Consider the following 15704-nt stretch of genomic DNA (forward strand, 5'->3'; position numbering starts at 1 on the left):
TGCTCGGGATGGTTTGCGCGAAGACTTAGCGGCACAAGCCGGTATTCCTCGAGATATTGCTGGAAATCCTTCCAGTGTTTGGGGGAAATCAATAGATGATATTAAACAGTCGCTCACCATGGATGGCGCAACACTTACACCTAAAGTGAGAGCCAGTTCATCTGGTAATGCCCAGGTCTATACGGTCGAAGGTAGCACTACAGGGATTAAAGAAATTCAGTATAGTCCATCTACTATTGGGGATGATGTTTTGTCAACTCACAAAGGTGAGTACTACAAGCTTACTTATGCTGATGGGAGCAAAGTTAAGGTTGTTGATCCTGTGGCTTACAGACCGACTTTTAGTAGCGGGAGCCCTATTTATGATGCTAATACAAAGTATTTAAACCCTCAGGGGCAGAAAGTGGTATTTAACTCCTCCACCAACACGTGGGTGCCAGAATGACGTCATCTAACGATTTTTCAATATCTTGGGTGGCACCAATCGTGCCATCCGTCTCTCTTGCAGGTATACCGCTGGATGTGAGCGCGGAAGTGCTGGAACGTGTGCTGCTTAAGTATTTGGTTGATGCGTCCAGTCTATTGTACAAGTTTGAAAATTCGCCGGACCTTCTATTGAGAACGCATGGTCTGGATGAGCTTGGAAATGGAGGCTACTCTTTTTCGCTATTTAATGATGCAATTATTAATGGTCTGCTAAAAGGAACTCCAGCTCTATCAATAATGGTTAGAGCGGGAAAGGTTTATGCTGTTAAGGTTTACGATTTTAGCTTTTCTGGGGAGTTTGCACGGGAGTTTGTTTATAAGGGGTTTTTGCCGGCTGGTATTGGCTTGGGTAGTTTGGTTTCGGATCTATTGCCATTTACATCTTTAGAGTTTGATAGTGCTGAAGAGTGGTTCTATACCGATCAAAGCTATGGTGGACTTGAAGTTACCGGCTGGGGGGTTCCTCTAGAAGATCATCCTGATCAAGTTGTTACTGCTTTATGTGTGATATCAGGAGCGATTGCTTAAGTCTAAGGGATCCCTCAGGGTCTGACCCCTATTTCCCCTGGGTAAAACGGCGCTGAAGGACGGTGCCGAGCTTGGTGAGCAGATCGCAGAGCTGGATGCGAAGACGGCGAAGAACTGGAGTACCGACGGCGGTCAAGGTGATTGGGAGGCGACGCAGCTTCCAGATCGGCCGGTAATTCCGAAGCGTGATCCGATCGTTTCGGGTATCCCTGCCATTGGTGAGCTATCTGGTGTCGAGCCAACCGCAGGAGGTTTTGTCAGTTCAGCCAAACTGAATGCGGGAGGGTATGCTATTACCGATCTCACTCCAGCAGAAAAAGCGCTGGCGCAGCAGGTTACAGATGGGCTCGACAAGTCAGGTGCTCTGACCGAAGAACTGGTGGAATCCGTATCACAACGGCAAGGTCTTAAATCTTTAGAGGGTGGCAAGTACGGAAGTAATAACGGATTTGATCATGTGTATATGAGTGCTGATGGTAAATCGGTAATTGTCTTGGATTCGAAACAAATAACTGGGGGGGGTTCGTTTTCTCGTGATGCTAACGAAGTTGTTCAAATGTCTGACTCGTGGGTAGAGAAGGTGCTCGGACGTCTGGATAAAAGCTCCGAGGCTTATAAAGCGGTAGACAAGGCGCGTGAAAATGGTAGTTTAATAAAGGGTGTAGCGGGTGTTGATCGCAGTTCAGGTCAACTAATAATTGCTAAGTTGAAGTGAGAGTGATCAAGTGATTTCTTGGAGTCGATACGGCAAGCTCGAAATTAACGCGACATCTAGAATTGAACACGTAAAAAGCCACCTAGATGGCGGATTTAACTTGGCTGGCTACATTGTCAATATAAATACTGGGCAAGGTGATCCTGTCGCTTGTTTGGATCGCTTGTCTTCTCATGCGTATGCTCAAGCTATAGATGAGTGGTTTGGCAATTCATCATTGGAAAAAATGAAAGCTTGGTTTTTTATAGCAGACAGTCTTCGCCAGTATCGGTATTCACTGAAAACCGACAAAATGAACTTCATGTTGAAGACATTTGATTTTTTGGCTAGCTTGGTTTCTGATAATGAATCCCTGATTAGTTGGTTCTGTAATAACGACGACATCGTTGATACTAAAAGAATTCAGGCCACTACTACCGCAGATTTTGTAGCCTATCAAATTAGATTGGCTGTTAAAGGAGACTTTACTCAGTTGCGCGACCGTTGTGCCAGGATGATTGCGCACCCACCTTCAGGACCGAAGAAGAGATTTATGCTGGACAATGAGTTCTTCATTGCGCTGGCAGAGGGCGATAAATCAAAAATGGAATCTGTTTTGCGCGAGCTGACAACACCAGTCTCAATAAAGAGAAGGTTTGATAGTGAGAACGGTTATTCTGAAGGTCTGATTTCAACTTTTGGTGTCATCTACGCAAAAATTGCCTGGAGACATGGTTATGAAGTCGTCGTCGATACACCATACATCCCATCAGAGTGGTTACCTGTGAAACCCCTAGCTCATTATGATGCTCATTATGAGTTTTTAAAGAGAGAAGTTTGATGGGATATGAATGGATAAAAGGGGACAGAGTCTGAGGAATCCCCACAAACCTACTCCAGTCTCTGAGATTGCCGGCGCACTTCATCGCGCAGCAATAGCTCCATATCCGCCAATTTCGAGCAGGACAATCCGGTGGTGGAGCATCTCAAGTATTCGAGGCCGAGACGCCAGAGTGAGAGCACCAGTTTATGCCTGATGCTGTTGCTCTGGAAGTGACGTGACCGACCTGTCGTTCGAGCAGAGGTTATCCATACATGGAGACCTCAATAAAAATAGGTGCTCACGTGACGAATGTCCTACGACACGGCGCCAGGTCCTATGTGCGCAAGCCGATGGCCATGAAACGCTGATGGTAGAAACGAAAAAATGCGCCCTTCGCGTATATGGGTAAAGCAGATCCGGTCACCACTTCGCCTTTTCAGGCTTCGGCCCGCCTTGCGCGAGCACCCTTTCGGGCCAGGGGACGTTCAAATCTCAACCGGTTAGTCGTCCCCTTTTTTCATTAAAGGCTAAACAATGATTATGCGTTTAGAAATGGTTGAAAAAAGCCTTGTGGAAAAGCTGAAAGTGGCTAGTAAAGAGCAGCGGAGAAGTGCGGTTAAAGTTGCTTGTGAACTTGCTTTTCAGACAAGCTCAGTAGGCGTGCCTGTTGTTGCAGAGTCCCTTGCGCAACTACGATTTGGTAATAAGCTTACGACTGAGCAACTCTCTGAGCTAGATGCTTTGGCTGAAAAGTTAGATGAGCAATATTTTGATTTGCAAGACAGTCTGGATGAGGGGCAGGAATTAGGTATGGAGGCCCTTCAGCTGTTTAGTCAAGCGCGGGCTGTATCGGCGCTGTCCTTAGCTGGTGGAGAAGATTCGCTTATGGCAACGACCGAAGCAATATACGAGGCATCATCAGCCGTTGATGATGGAAGTTGTATTTTTAAAGCCGTACTTTCAATCTTGTCAGAGTCTTAAACGGGAGATTTTTTGCTTCAGCTGATACCCGGCGCATGCTTGCGCCGGCACTTTCAGTGATTGTTGAGCCCTATATGCCCCCTTGTTGTACCCATGGAGAAGAGGACAGATTTATTTATAGTGAACTGATCGCACGCGCCATCGACGCGGTTGCCAACCAGACGCAGCAGGGCGTCCAGACCGTCGACGAGTTGTATGCGATCGGCAGTCGCCCGCAAGGCTTGCTGGGGCAATTCAAAATCTGAGGCTGCCCTGCAGGGATACCGCGCTTATCAGGCGTTGACCGTCACCGCGTTTTGCTTGCGATACAAGATCGTCGTCGCCGTGAACCCGCACAACGCCGCAAACATCAGCCAGTAGGCCGGTGATGCCTTATCGCCGGTTACTTGCACCAAAAGGGTGGATACGGCGGGTGTAAAGCCGCCAAACACTGCAGTCGCCAAGCTGAACGCCAGGGAGAACCCGACGACCCTGACGTTCTGTGGCATCACCTCAGTCAGCGCGGCAACCATTGCGCCGTTGTAAATGCCAAAGAAGAACGAGAAGTACAGCAGCACGCTGAGGAGTCGTTCGAAGCTGGCCGCGGCGGCCAGCCAATGCATGGCGGGGTAAGCGGTGCATAGGCACAACAAAGAGATCGCCAGCAATAACGGGCGCCGGCCGATACGGTCGGAGAGTGTGCCGCCGATGGGCAACCAAATGAAGTTGCTCAGGCCGACGAAGAGCGTGACCACCAGGCTGTCGGTGGTGCTCAGGTTCAGTACGGAACGGCCGAAAGTCGGGGTGTAGACGGTGATCAGGTAGAACGTGGTGGTGGTCATCGACGCCAACAGACCGCCAGCCAGTACCGTGCGCCAGTTGTCGCGCATTGAGCGGAACACTTCATTGGCCGTTGGGTGATGCTTGCGTGCTTTGAACGCCTCGGTTTCCTGCAACGAACGGCGAATGATGAAGATGAACGGGATGATCACGCAGCCGATAAAGAACGGGATGCGCCAGCCCCAGGCAGCTACCTCGGCGGCTGCCATGGACGCGTTGATCGTGTAACCCAGCGCTGCCGCAAGAATGATCGCCACTTGTTGGCTGGCCGATTGCCAACTGGTGTAGAACCCGCAGCGGCCCGGCGTGGCGATTTCAGCCAGGTACACCGAAACGCCCCCCATCTCCGCCCCGGCGGAGAAGCCCTGCAACAGTCGTCCCATCAACACCAATACCGGTGCTGCCACTCCGATGCTGGCGTAGCCGGGCACGAGTGCAATCAATACCGTCCCGGCCGCCATGATCGACAGCGTTACGATCAGGCCCTTGCGCCGTCCCACCTTGTCGATGTACGCCCCCAGCACGATAGCGCCCAGCGGACGCATCAGGAACCCGGAGCCGAATACGGCGAAGGTCATCATCAGCGAAGCGAAGTCGCTGGTGGTAGGAAAGAACGTCTGGGAGATGTAGGTCGCGTAGAACCCGAACAGAAAGAAGTCGAACTGTTCGAGAAAGTTGCCGCTGGTGACCCGCAGGATGGCGCCCAGTTTCGAACCCTTGGACGGGGTGTTTTGTGTTGTTGTTTTCATTATGGCTACCGTGGTGATCAATCTTGTTTTTGGAATGACGGTCTTGACGATCAGTCGCTTGCGGCGTTGATGGGGTTGGGTTGACGTTTTTCGATGGAGTATTTGAGCAGCGCGGCGCTGCGGAAGATGCCGTGGGCGAATTTGCTGTAGGGCATGGTCAGGAAAAAAGCCATGACCAGGCCGAGATGGATCGCCAGCAACAGGCCCAGGGCCATGCTTTCGCGAAACGCCAGGAGTGCCAGGCCGCTGGCGCTGACGAGAAACAGCAGCGCGATGAAGCCGCGATCCATGGGTTTCTGCTGTTCATCGCCGTGTTCGGCGTTGCGCCGCAGGTTCAACCACAAGAGCCCCGCCGGGCCGACCAGCAACCCGAACCCGCCGACGATGCCGAGCATCACCGGCACGCTCAAGACGGGGTAGGGCGCCGACCAGCCCAGCAGGAAATGGTAGAGCGTGGCCACGCCGGTGGCGGCGAAGCACAGCATGAAGCCGTAGAAGGTGAAGTGATGGAAGCGCCGCCGCCACAAGGTGAATCGATCATCGGCGTTATTGCAGCCCTCGCCGTGGCCACCATCCAGGTACTTGAGCGTGGCCACATTGGCGCTCGCTTCCAGGGCCGCCGATGTTGTTTGCTCGCGGGAGGCCTCGACCGGCGAGACATTGCGCCAAAAGCGCCGCACGCCGATCGCCAACGCAAGCACCGCGAAACCAAACACTGCGCCGAACATCAGGGCCAGGGTGTTATGCGGGAAGATCCCGTAGAAATTCCCCCCGGGCATTGCCGTGAACAGATTGCCCATCATCATCAACGTCAGGCAGAGGAACAGCGCCAGCCCCGCGCCGGATGCCAGCGCCAGGGTCAGCCCGTTGCGCCGGTATAACGTGCCCATCGCCTGCGGCCAGGCGTACTCGGCATACGTGTCGAGGCGGACTTTGGCCATGGCCTTGGGCACATTGATCGCAAATTCATGCGGTGCGGCGTACTGGCAGGCATGCAGGCACGCGCCGCAGTTATGGCAAAGGTTCGCCAGGTAATGGATGTCCGCCTGAGAAAATTCCAGGCGTCGGGTCATGGCCGGGAATACCGCGCAGAAGCCCTCGCAATAACGGCAGGCATTGCAGACCGTCATTTGTCGCTGGACTTCGCTTTCATCAAGGTTGAGGACGGGAATCAGCGTGCCCGGCGCCTTGGGATCAAACAGCTGCATGTTGCGGCTCCTGGGATGAACGGGTGATGAAACCGGCCGCGGCGGCGGCTTGCACGCCGGCAATGCGACCGAATGCGGTGCCGATGGCCATGCCGATGCCGGCGGTGTAGCCCTTGCCCAATACGTTGCCAGCCATCATTTCTCCGGCGACGAACAGGTTCGGGCTCGCCTGGCCATTGAAGCGAACGGCGGCGGTAGCGTCGGTGGCGAGGCCTAAATAGGTGAAGGTCACGCCCGGCTTGAGCGGGTAGGCGCAGAAGGGGGGCTTGACCAATGGGCGGGCCCAATGGGTTTTGGCGGGCGTCAAACCTTCGGTGCGGCAATCGTCCAGGGCGGTGTGGTCGAACGTACCGACGCGGCAGGCCGCGTTGTAGGCCTGGATGGTGCTGACAAATGGCGCCACCGGGAGCTTCAGCTGGCGCGCCAGGTCTTCCAGTGAGTTGGCTTTGGTGCCCGGAAACACCGGCGGCATGAACCGACCGATGGCCTGTTGGTCGATGATCGAATAGGCCTGTTGACCGGGCTGCCCCGCGACCAGGCGCCCCCAGATCGCATAGCGCTTGGGCCAGAAATCCTCGCCCTCGTCATAGAAGCGCTCGCCGTCGCGATTGACCACCACGCCCAGCGATACACAATCGATACGCGTGCAGATGCCGCCGTCATACAACGGTGCGCGGGCGTCGATGGCCACCATGTGCGCCTGGGTCGGGTCGCCGATAAAATCGGCGCCCAGTTGCTGCATGCGCCGCAGCAGTACGCCGGTATTGAAGCGCGTGCCGCGAATCAGAAAGTTATCCGAAGGCCACTCGCCACGCTCGTTTTGCCCCCACGCTTCACGCAGCCATTCGCGGTTGGATTCGAACCCGCCCGCCGCCAGCACGCACGTCCTGGCCTGGATCCGTTCGGCGGGCAGACGTTGCCCTTCGGCATCGCGCGCGCTCAGGTGGGCCGCGACAAATGTTCCCCCGTTCAATTCGATGTCGGTCACTTGCGCGTTGTAGCGGATGTTCACGCCCAACCGCTCGGCGCTGCGGTAATACGCATTCACCAACGCCTTACCGCCGCCCATGAAAAACGCGTTGGTGCGCGCGACATGCAGCGCGCCGGACAACGACGGCTGAAAATGCACGCCATGGGCGCGCATCCAGTCACGGCAGTTCGATGAGGCGCGGATGACCAGACGAGCGAGCTTCTCGTTGGTCATCCCGCCGGTGACTTTCAGCAGATCCTGCCAATACTCCTCTTCGGGGTAGGCCTCGACCAATACATCCTGGGGCGCGTCGTGCATGCAGCGCAGGTTGCGGGTGTGTTGCGAGTTGCCGCCGCGCCAGGCTTTGGGCGCGCCTTCAAGCAACATCACGCTGGCGCCGGCCTCTCGGGCCATTAACGCCGCGCACAAGGCGGCATTGCCGCCGCCAATGACTAATACGTCGATCATCATCACTCCTCGATCGCGAGGAGGCGTGAACGAAGGGCTCCTCGCGAGTGGCGAGACCTTAGGGCAGCGAGCGTTGGGTCGAAAGGCGCGTTAGTGGTTGGGGTGTTTAGTTTTCGTAAAGGCTTTGCGGGTTGCCGCTGGCCCTGAAGCGCGGGCGAGGGCGGCTGGAGATCAGGGCGTGATGTCTTCGATCCACGAGGCGCCCGGCCATTGATGATCGATCACCAACTGCCGCGCCACATCGGTGATGACCAGCCGCGCCGCGAGTGCCGCGGGCGCCAGCTCATCATCCGGCAGTGTCGCCAACAGGTTTCGCCGGCCGACATGAGCATCGGCGATTTCCACCACCGAAAGCCCCGACTCGCCTTTAAGCGCCACCGCCGCGCCGGGCTGGATGGTGGCGGCGTGGCCGGCGCGTACAGCGTTCATCAACACGGCCAGGCCATCCACCTCCATGATGATGTTGGGCGTCAACCCCGACCGCTCGAACGCCGCCATCAGCGTTGAGCGCAAACCGTGTTGCGCACTCGGCATCACCAGTGGCAGTTGCCCCAGGTCCGCCATTTGCACAGAGCTTCCTTGCGGGGCATCCGGCAAGTGTGGCGAGCAGATGACAAACAGTTTCTCGTCAAGCAGCGGCGTCACGCTCCAGCGCTTGCCCCCTTCAAGTTGAAACAAAATGGCCAGATCGATCTGGCGGGCATTGAGTTGCGTGGCCAGATGCCCGGACAGCATCTCGATCAGGTGCAACTGAATATCCGGATACCGCGCGCGCATCGCATTGATCAAGGGCAGGGCAAGCACCGTGGCCGTGGTGGGCGGCAAGCCCACGGTGACATACCCGCTCATCCGCCCACGGTGTGCCGCCAGGATCGCATTCTCGGCTTGCCTCAAGCACAACTGCGCATGGTGCAGGAACGCCATGCCGGCCGGGGTCGGTGTGACGCCGGTGGTCGTGCGGTTCAGCAGGCGGGTCGAGAGTTCGCTTTCGAGTTTGGCGATCTGCTGGCTCAGCGCCGACACGCCCACGTCCAGCTCAAGGGCTGCGCGGCCCAGGCTGCCGTGTTCGACAATGTTGACGAAATAGCGCAGTTGTCTTAATTCCAAGCGTTACTGCTCCACTTCAAATGAGTACCTGCCTGTGTAACGGTGGGTCGGGGAACGTCAGCCACCACGCACCGAGCGGGCGAGGCGGCGCGTGGTCAGCCTGAGAGGTAACGCGTCGGCCGTCAACTTCCAGCGTTGGGTTCGCTGCTGGCCGGCGTTGTTGGCGTGCGCCAATTCATAACATGCGGCGCAGCACGTCGCTACGAGGGTCTTTGTCGTAGAAGCGGTGCTTGAGCGCACCGGCGATGTGCAACAGGATCAGCCCGAGCAAGGTATACGCAAGTACCTTGTGCAGCCACTGGAAGACGACGAACCAGTCGTCATTTTTCGCCAGCAGCTCCGGCAGGTTGATCCCGAAAAAGAACACCCCGTCGCTCATCGTGTAGGTGCTCGACATCGAGTAACCCATCAGCGGCACGATCACGAGCAGCGCATACATCACGCGTTGCGCCAGTCTCGACACAAACCGCTCATGCTTCGCCAGCGTTCCCGGCGGCTGTGGCAGCCTGGGGCTGTGCAACCGCAGGGCGATCTGAACCAGCACCACCAGGAACGTCAGCACCCCGAAGGACTTGTGCCAGGGGTAATAGAGCTCGAACTTGCTTGCCACTTCGTCAGGCATGCCGGTCATATGCCAGCCGGCCCAGAGCAGGCCGGCGACGAGTGCGGCGCGCAGCCAATGCAACATGCGCAGGGACGTCGGATACCGATCGGTGCTCTGTTCGTCAGTCGGGTTCATCGTGGTCTCTCCATGGGTATCAAAGGCCTCAGCGGCGGCGGGGCGGTCAGGCCCGGTTTTTTTCAGGTGGGCAGCAGCACGGTGATGACCTTCTCCTCGGTGTAGGCCATCGCGCCGCCGAAACCGCCCTCGCGTCCGATGCCACTGGTCTTGACACCGCCCCAGGGCAGGTTGGCATCCAGCGGGCTCCAGCAGTTGACACCCACGGCGCCGACCTTCACCGCCGCGGCCACGCGATGCGCGCGCGCCAGGTCGGTGGTCCACACCGTGGCGGCCAGGCCGTAGGTGGAATCGTTGGCCAGTGCGACAGCCTCGTCTTCGCTGTCGAACGTGATCACGGTGCCGACGGGGCCGAAGATTTCGTCGCGGGCGATCGCCATCTCGTTGTTGGCGTTGGCGAAGATCGTCGGCCGGACAAACCAGCCGCGCTCAGGCGTCGAAACGCCACCGGCCAGCAGAGACGCGCCTTGTTCGATGCCCAGTTGGATGTAGCGGTTGACGCGATCGAATTGCGCTTTCTTGGCCACCGGGCCCATCTGTACGCCGGGTTCCCGAGGGTCGCCGACCTTGACCGCTCGCGCCGCCTCGGCCAGCGCTGCGGCGAAACGCTCGGCAATGCCGCGCTGCACCAAAATGCGCGAGCCGGCGGCACAGACCTGGCCCTGGTTGGCGAACAACCCGAGGGCACAACCGCGCAGCGCGTCGTCAAAGGGTGCGTCGTCGAAGACGATCTGCGGGCTCTTGCCGCCCAGCTCCAATGCCACGTGCTTGAACAACACGCCCGCGGTGCGCTGGATCTCGCGTCCCGCCTCGGGGCTGCCGGTGAAGCTGATCTTGGCGACGTGCGGGTGTTCGCACAACGCACGGCCCACCTCGGCGCCGTAGCCGGTGACCACGTTGATCACGCCATCGGGGAAACCCGCTTCCTGAGCCAGCGCGGCCAGGTGCAGGGCGGACTGCGGCGTTTCTTCCGAAGGCTTGATGACCACGGTGCAGCCGGCGGCGAGCAACGCCGCGAGTTTCCAGACGGTGATCATCAGCGGCGAGTTCCAGGGCACGATCGCACCGACTACGCCCACCGGCTCGCGGACCGTGTACGAGAGCGTCTTGGTGCCGAAGTAGCCGCCAGTGGGAATGGTGCGCCCCTCCAACTGGTTGGCCCAGCCGGCGGCGGCACGCAGGTTGGCGACCGCGTTGGGGACGTCCAGCCGGCGCGGTTCGAGCGGCGAACGGCCGATGGCGTCGGCGTCCAGGTCGGCCAGCACGTCGGTGTCACGCTCTACCAGGTCTGCCAGTTTCACCAGCAGCCGCCCACGCTGGGCGCCATCGAGCTGGCGCCAGGCGCCATGTTCGAGTTGGCGCTGCGCGGCGGCTACGGCGCGATCCACGTCTTCGGCCGTGCCGCGTGCGCAACTGCCGTACACCTGTTCTGTCACGGGGTTGACCAGGGCAATGCGCCGGCCGTCGGAGGCTTCGACGCCAGTGCCGGCGATGAAGTGATTCAAATGTTCAGTCATGTTTGAGGCCTAAGTGATGGAGGACCGGTGTGAACCGCTCAAGCCTTGAAGGAGGCCAGTGCCTCGCGGGGCATCCGCGCAGTGCAAGGATTCAGGTATGCCGATCATCCCTATGGCGCGCCGCTTGCCGTTAGCCCGAATTGGCACTTGAGACGGCTGCCGTGAGCGCGCCGCCCCGCGAATTGAGGCGTGCACAAAGGAATGTGCAGGTTTTGCGCTATGTGCGAATATCGCCGGGAAGAATGCTCAAAAAAAAAGAATATTGGCAGAGGCTTTCGGCACCATGAAAAACCCGCTCATCAGCCACTTTCAAGACATCCATGTGCATGCGGCCACCATCGAGGAATGGAGCCAGGACTACAGTCAATTAACCGCGGGTTCGGCTGAGAGTTCGCTCATGCAACTGTCGACTGCCGGTTGCCATGTGTTTCGCGAGCAGATCAACCAGCGCGTCGTGCAACACGGCGCGGCGCCGCGAGGCAAGATGTGTTTTGCGGTGCCGATCACCGTGCCGGGTTCGGTTCGGATGCAGGGGCGGGAGGTGGACGACAGCAGCCTGTTCTTCCTTCACGGTGGCGAGGAGTTCATGTTCCATATGCCGATGGGCATGGAGTTGTTGTCCATCACGTTCGAGCGTGAATTGTTCGAGCAGGCACTGGCGCAAACGGCGTCGGCGAAGGAGGTCGGCCAGTTGCTGCGTCAGCCGGTGATCAGGGTGTCCACGCAGCGCGTTGCCGGCGCTCGTCGGCGCTTGCTGGCGATGTTCTCCCAGGCCCTGATGCACGAAGCGCTCGACAGCACGCGAGACCGCGAGCGGGAGCAGGCGTTGGAACAGGCCATGCTTGGCGAGCTGCTGCAACTCTTGACCGACCCGGCCTGTGACAAGCAGCAACGCAGCCCAAGTTCCACGGGCAGTTTCATCGTCGAGAAATGCCACCGTCTGGCGACGGCGCAGTTGAACAGCGTGCCCAGCGTGAACGACTTGTGCCAGCGCCTGCAAGTCAGTCGGCGCACCGTGCAGAACAGCTTTCGCGCGGTCGCCGAGACCACGCCCCTGAACTACCTGCGCTCCGTGAGGCTCAACGGTGTGCGCCGGACCTTGATGTCCACCCGCGCGTCGGAGCTCTCGATCGGCGATATCGCTGCCCAATGGGGCTTCTATCACCTCAGCCATTTCGCCGCGGAGTACCACGCGCTGTTCGCCGAGTTGCCGTCGCACACCGCACGTGCCGCCATCGCCGTCTGCGCGCGGGCCTGACGATCCAGTTGTTACGGTGCTGCCGATCTGCTCACGGATAGTGCATGGACTGTCCTCTTTAGTAGCACATCGTCTGGACGGGATCGGATGGGCGACTGCGAAGTATCCGACGACTACATCTAAATCAATCACTTAAGTCGACAGGCCAGAACCTGGCACGCCTCGTGCATTTTTGAATTTATGGATAATTGGATACAAAAATGCAAAGGTACCGCCGAATGCAATTTGCCCCCGCTTACGTTGACCGTCAGCCCCTGACTGCCGAGGAAGAGGCCTACAACTTCCTGCTCAATGCCATTTGCGGCGGCCGCTACCGCAAGGGCGACCGCCTGATTGCCGAAGACATCGCCAGTGAAATCGGTATGAGCCGCATGCCGGTGCGTGAAGCGTTCCGCCGCCTGGATGCCCAGGGCCTGGTGACCTTGCGCCCCAACCGCGGCGCCATCGTCGGCGGCCTGGATATCGATGAGCTGCACGAAGTCTTCGAGATGCGCAGCGCCCTCGAAGGCCTGGCGGTGCGTGTTGCGGTCGGTCGTATCGGCGAGCGCCAACTGGCGGCCCTGGAGCGCTTGCTGGACGAAATGGACGACTACCGCGACGAAAGCGCCGTGTGGGTCAGCCGGCACCGCGCGTTCCATGAATACCTGTGCAGCCTCAGCGGCCGGCCGCGGCTGATGAAGCAGATTTCGGCGTTGTACTCACTGGTCGAGGCGCCCATGCGCTTGTGGTTGCAACACGGTGAGAAACCCCTCAGCGCGCGCCAGGAACACGCGGTGATCCTCGACGCCATCCGTGCCGGTGACGCGGCGCGCGCCGAAGCCGTGGTGCGCGAGCACATCGAAGGCACCGTGCCGGCGCTGATTCAATTCCTGCAATCGGAACAATAGAAGCGGGCCCAAGCCCGCCTGTGTGTTGACGTTGAGTCCTGCCCCCGTTATTCAACGAACTGGAGTGTCTGGTCATGCATAAACGCCGCGCCTTGCTGGTGGCTCTCTCTCTCGGCCTCTGTACCCCATGGGCCTTCGCTGCGCCCCAGGTGCCGGAGCGTCTGCAGAAAGTCGATAAGCTCATCTACTGCTCGGGGATGGATTCACCGCCCCTGGTGTCCTTCGACGAAACCCAGAAACCGCGCGGGCTCACCGTCGACCTCGGCGTGGAAATCGCCAAGCGCCTGGGCGACAAACAGGTGCAATGGCGGGTGATTCCGTTCTCCGGGCTGGTGCCGGCGTTGCTCGCCCAGCAGTGCGACATGATTGTCGATCAACTGTTCGACAAGCCCGAACGGCGACAGGTGATCGACATCGTCAACTACATGTATTCCAGCCAGTCGGTGGTGGTGCCCAAGGGCAACCCCAAGGGCATCAAGACCCTGGATGACCTGTCCGCGCACAAAGTGGCAGTGCTCAACGGTTCCACCATCAAGACCCTGTTGGACACCCACAACGACAGCCTGACCAAGGCCGGCAAGCCACCGATGAAGCTGGTGGTCTACAACACCGACACCGACGCGTTCCAGGCCCTGCGCATCAGCCAGGTCGACGCCTACGGCACCACCGTGGAAACCTCCGGTTACTACGCGGCCATGGCCCCGGACCTGTTCCAGGAAGGCGTGCCGGCGTTCAGTCGCATCCTCACTGGCCTGGGCATGCGCAAGGACGACCCGCAACTGACCGCCGCCGTGCAGCAGATCATCAGCGACATGCGCAGCGATGGCAGCTACGTGCGGTTGCTGGACAAATGGCATGTCAGCAGCGACACACTCGACTGAGGCAAACCTGCGATGAATTTCAATTGGGATGTGTTCTGGCAGTACCTGCTACAGCCCAGCGGGGTGTACCTCACCGGGCTCTGGTTGACCTGCCTGATCAGCGTGCTGGCGATGCTGCTCGGCTGCGTACTGGGGCTGGCGGCGGCGCTGTTGCGCTTGTCGAAGAACCCGCTGTTGCACCTGCCGGTGCGCTTTTATGTGTGGTTGATGCGCGGTACGCCGTTGCTGGTGCAGATCGTGTTTCTGTACACCGCATTGGCGGCGGGCGGGATTTTCCGCTTCGAGGACATCGAGCTGTTCGGCCTGATCGTGCCCGGCAATATCCAGGCGGCCATCATCGCCCTGGGCCTCAACGAAGGCGCGTACATGGCCGAGATCATCCGTGCCGGTATCGGCGCGGTGGACAAGGGCCAATACGAAGCCGGGCGTTCCCTGGGCATGGGCTTCGCCAAGCTAATGCGGCGCATCGTGCTGCCCCAGGCCTTCCGGGTGATCGTGCCGCCGCTGGGCAATGAGTTCAACGTGATGCTCAAGAACACCACCCTGGTCAGCGTGATCGGTGTGCAGGAGCTGCTGCTCAGTACGCAGATGATCACCTCGGCGACCTTCCGCGTATTTGAGCTGTACCTGGTGGTCGCCCTCTACTTCTTGACGCTGACGACACTGTGGGGCTTTTTCCAACGCTGGCTGGAGACGCGCTTCAGCCAGTCCGACCGGCCCACCGCGCCGCCGACGGCGTCCAGCCGCCTGTTCGGGCGCAGCACCCTGAAACTGCTGAGGGGACGTTAACCATGGCGCACCAAAGTGAAGAACTGATCATCGAAGCGCTGGATATCCACAAGTCGTTCGGTACATTGCCGATTCTCAAGGGCATCTCGCTGCAAGTACGCCGTGGCGAAGTGGTGGTGCTGATCGGCGCCTCCGGCTCCGGCAAGACCACCTTTATCCGCTGCATCAACCTGCTGGAAGACATCCAGGGCGGGCGCATCCGCGTCAACGGTCGCGCCATGGGTTATCGCGAGCGCAGCGACGGCAGCCTGGTGCGCGATTCAGAGCGCAACATCGCCCGTCAGCGCCGCGACATCGGCATGGTGTTCCAGCGTTTCAACCTGTTCCCGCACATGACCGCGTTGGAAAACATCATCGAAGCGCCGATCCAGGTGCTCGGCACGCCGCGTGCGCAAGCGCTGGAACAGGCCCGTGGCCTGCTGGCGCGGGTCGGCCTGGCGGACAAGGCCAGCCATTACCCGTCGATGCTCTCCGGCGGCCAGCAGCAACGGGTGGCGATCGCCCGCGCGCTGGCGATGAAGCCCCAGGCGATGCTGTTCGACGAACCCACCAGCGCCCTCGACCCGGAAACCGTCGGCGAAGTGCTGCAGGTGATGAAGGAACTGGCCGAGGAGGGCATGACCATGGTGGTGGTCACCCATGAGATGGGCTTCGCCCGTGAAGTGGCCGACCGCGTGGTGGTGCTCGACCAGGGCGAACTGATCGAGCAGGGCCCGCCGGAACAGATCTTCAGCCACCCCAGCCATCCGCGTACCCGAGCCTTTCTCAGCCGCGTGTTATGACTTTTTTTGAAGAGCCTT

Annotated in this window: 17 protein-coding genes; 11 read left to right on the top strand and 6 right to left on the bottom strand. The window is 59.1% G+C overall.

Annotated elements, in window-relative coordinates; all coding sequences use genetic code 11:
• Window positions 1-13 precede the first annotated feature (13 nt).
• From JN756_RS10550 to JN756_RS10580, 6 genes are all read left to right on the top strand, one after another.
• Window positions 14-445, top strand: a complete 432-nt coding sequence (locus JN756_RS10550) for a hypothetical protein (RefSeq protein ID WP_201022084.1) — start codon at window positions 14-16, stop codon at window positions 443-445.
• Window positions 442-1014, top strand: a complete 573-nt coding sequence (locus JN756_RS10555) for a hypothetical protein (RefSeq protein ID WP_232566452.1) — start codon at window positions 442-444, stop codon at window positions 1012-1014. The genes JN756_RS10550 and JN756_RS10555 overlap by 4 nt, the downstream gene beginning before the upstream one ends.
• Before the next feature lie 379 nt (window positions 1015-1393).
• A complete protein-coding gene (locus JN756_RS10560) occupies window positions 1394-1729 on the top strand; it encodes a hypothetical protein (RefSeq protein ID WP_201022085.1) in 336 nt (111 codons plus the stop codon).
• Between the two features lie 100 nt (window positions 1730-1829).
• Window positions 1830-2549 carry an Imm49 family immunity protein gene (locus JN756_RS10565; protein ID WP_236255098.1) on the top strand — a complete coding sequence of 240 codons (720 nt, stop codon included), beginning with the start codon at window positions 1830-1832 and terminating at the stop codon, window positions 2547-2549.
• A gap of 516 nt (window positions 2550-3065) precedes the next feature.
• Window positions 3066-3512, top strand: a complete 447-nt coding sequence (locus JN756_RS10575) for a hypothetical protein (protein WP_177030034.1) — start codon at window positions 3066-3068, stop codon at window positions 3510-3512.
• 35 nt (window positions 3513-3547) lie between these two features.
• The gene (locus JN756_RS10580; protein ID WP_177030033.1) at window positions 3548-3757 is read left to right on the top strand and encodes a hypothetical protein; all 210 of its coding nucleotides are present in this window, start codon (window positions 3548-3550) and stop codon (window positions 3755-3757) included.
• A 27-nt stretch (window positions 3758-3784) separates the two neighbouring features.
• Here the strand turns inward: JN756_RS10580 and JN756_RS10585 are convergent, their stop codons facing one another.
• The 6 genes from JN756_RS10585 to JN756_RS10610 form a co-directional block, all read right to left on the bottom strand.
• Window positions 3785-5080, bottom strand: coding sequence for an MFS transporter (locus JN756_RS10585; protein WP_134939790.1), 1296 nt, complete (start codon window positions 5078-5080; stop codon window positions 3785-3787).
• Window positions 5081-5130: 50 nt separating this feature from the next.
• On the bottom strand, window positions 5131-6288 hold the full coding sequence (tcuB, locus tag JN756_RS10590) for a tricarballylate utilization 4Fe-4S protein TcuB (protein WP_017846941.1): 1158 nt from the start codon (window positions 6286-6288) through the stop codon (window positions 5131-5133).
• A complete protein-coding gene (tcuA, locus tag JN756_RS10595; RefSeq protein WP_017846942.1) occupies window positions 6275-7726 on the bottom strand; it encodes an FAD-dependent tricarballylate dehydrogenase TcuA in 1452 nt (483 codons plus the stop codon). Before tcuA ends, tcuB begins: the two co-directional genes overlap by 14 nt.
• A gap of 171 nt (window positions 7727-7897) precedes the next feature.
• On the bottom strand, window positions 7898-8833 hold the full coding sequence (locus JN756_RS10600; RefSeq protein ID WP_017846943.1) for a LysR family transcriptional regulator: 936 nt from the start codon (window positions 8831-8833) through the stop codon (window positions 7898-7900).
• Between the two features lie 175 nt (window positions 8834-9008).
• A complete protein-coding gene (locus JN756_RS10605) occupies window positions 9009-9572 on the bottom strand; it encodes a cytochrome b (protein WP_046384104.1) in 564 nt (187 codons plus the stop codon).
• Between the two features lie 62 nt (window positions 9573-9634).
• Entirely contained in the window at window positions 9635-11089 is a 1455-nt protein-coding gene (locus tag JN756_RS10610) for an aldehyde dehydrogenase family protein (RefSeq protein WP_057004871.1), read from the bottom strand.
• Between the two features lie 283 nt (window positions 11090-11372).
• Between JN756_RS10610 and JN756_RS10615 the strand changes: the two genes are divergently transcribed.
• The 5 genes from JN756_RS10615 to JN756_RS10635 all read left to right on the top strand — a co-directional run bounded on the left by JN756_RS10615 (window position 11373) and on the right by JN756_RS10635 (window position 15686).
• Complete coding sequence (locus JN756_RS10615) at window positions 11373-12347, top strand: helix-turn-helix domain-containing protein (RefSeq protein ID WP_046384102.1); 975 nt, start codon at window positions 11373-11375, stop codon at window positions 12345-12347.
• A 218-nt stretch (window positions 12348-12565) separates the two neighbouring features.
• Window positions 12566-13234 carry a GntR family transcriptional regulator gene (locus JN756_RS10620; RefSeq protein ID WP_046384101.1) on the top strand — a complete coding sequence of 223 codons (669 nt, stop codon included), beginning with the start codon at window positions 12566-12568 and terminating at the stop codon, window positions 13232-13234.
• A 74-nt stretch (window positions 13235-13308) separates the two neighbouring features.
• The gene (locus tag JN756_RS10625) at window positions 13309-14115 is read left to right on the top strand and encodes an ABC transporter substrate-binding protein (RefSeq protein ID WP_201022087.1); all 807 of its coding nucleotides are present in this window, start codon (window positions 13309-13311) and stop codon (window positions 14113-14115) included.
• Window positions 14116-14127: 12 nt separating this feature from the next.
• Window positions 14128-14904: an amino acid ABC transporter permease gene (locus JN756_RS10630; protein WP_046384099.1), complete on the top strand. Its 777-nt coding sequence runs from the start codon at window positions 14128-14130 to the stop codon at window positions 14902-14904.
• Between the two features lie 2 nt (window positions 14905-14906).
• Entirely contained in the window at window positions 14907-15686 is a 780-nt protein-coding gene (locus JN756_RS10635; RefSeq protein ID WP_046384098.1) for an amino acid ABC transporter ATP-binding protein, read from the top strand.
• Window positions 15687-15704 lie beyond the last annotated feature (18 nt).

The sequence above is a fragment of the Pseudomonas sp. Y39-6 genome (assembly GCF_023651955.1).
GTDB lineage: Bacteria > Pseudomonadota > Gammaproteobacteria > Pseudomonadales > Pseudomonadaceae > Aquipseudomonas > Aquipseudomonas veronii.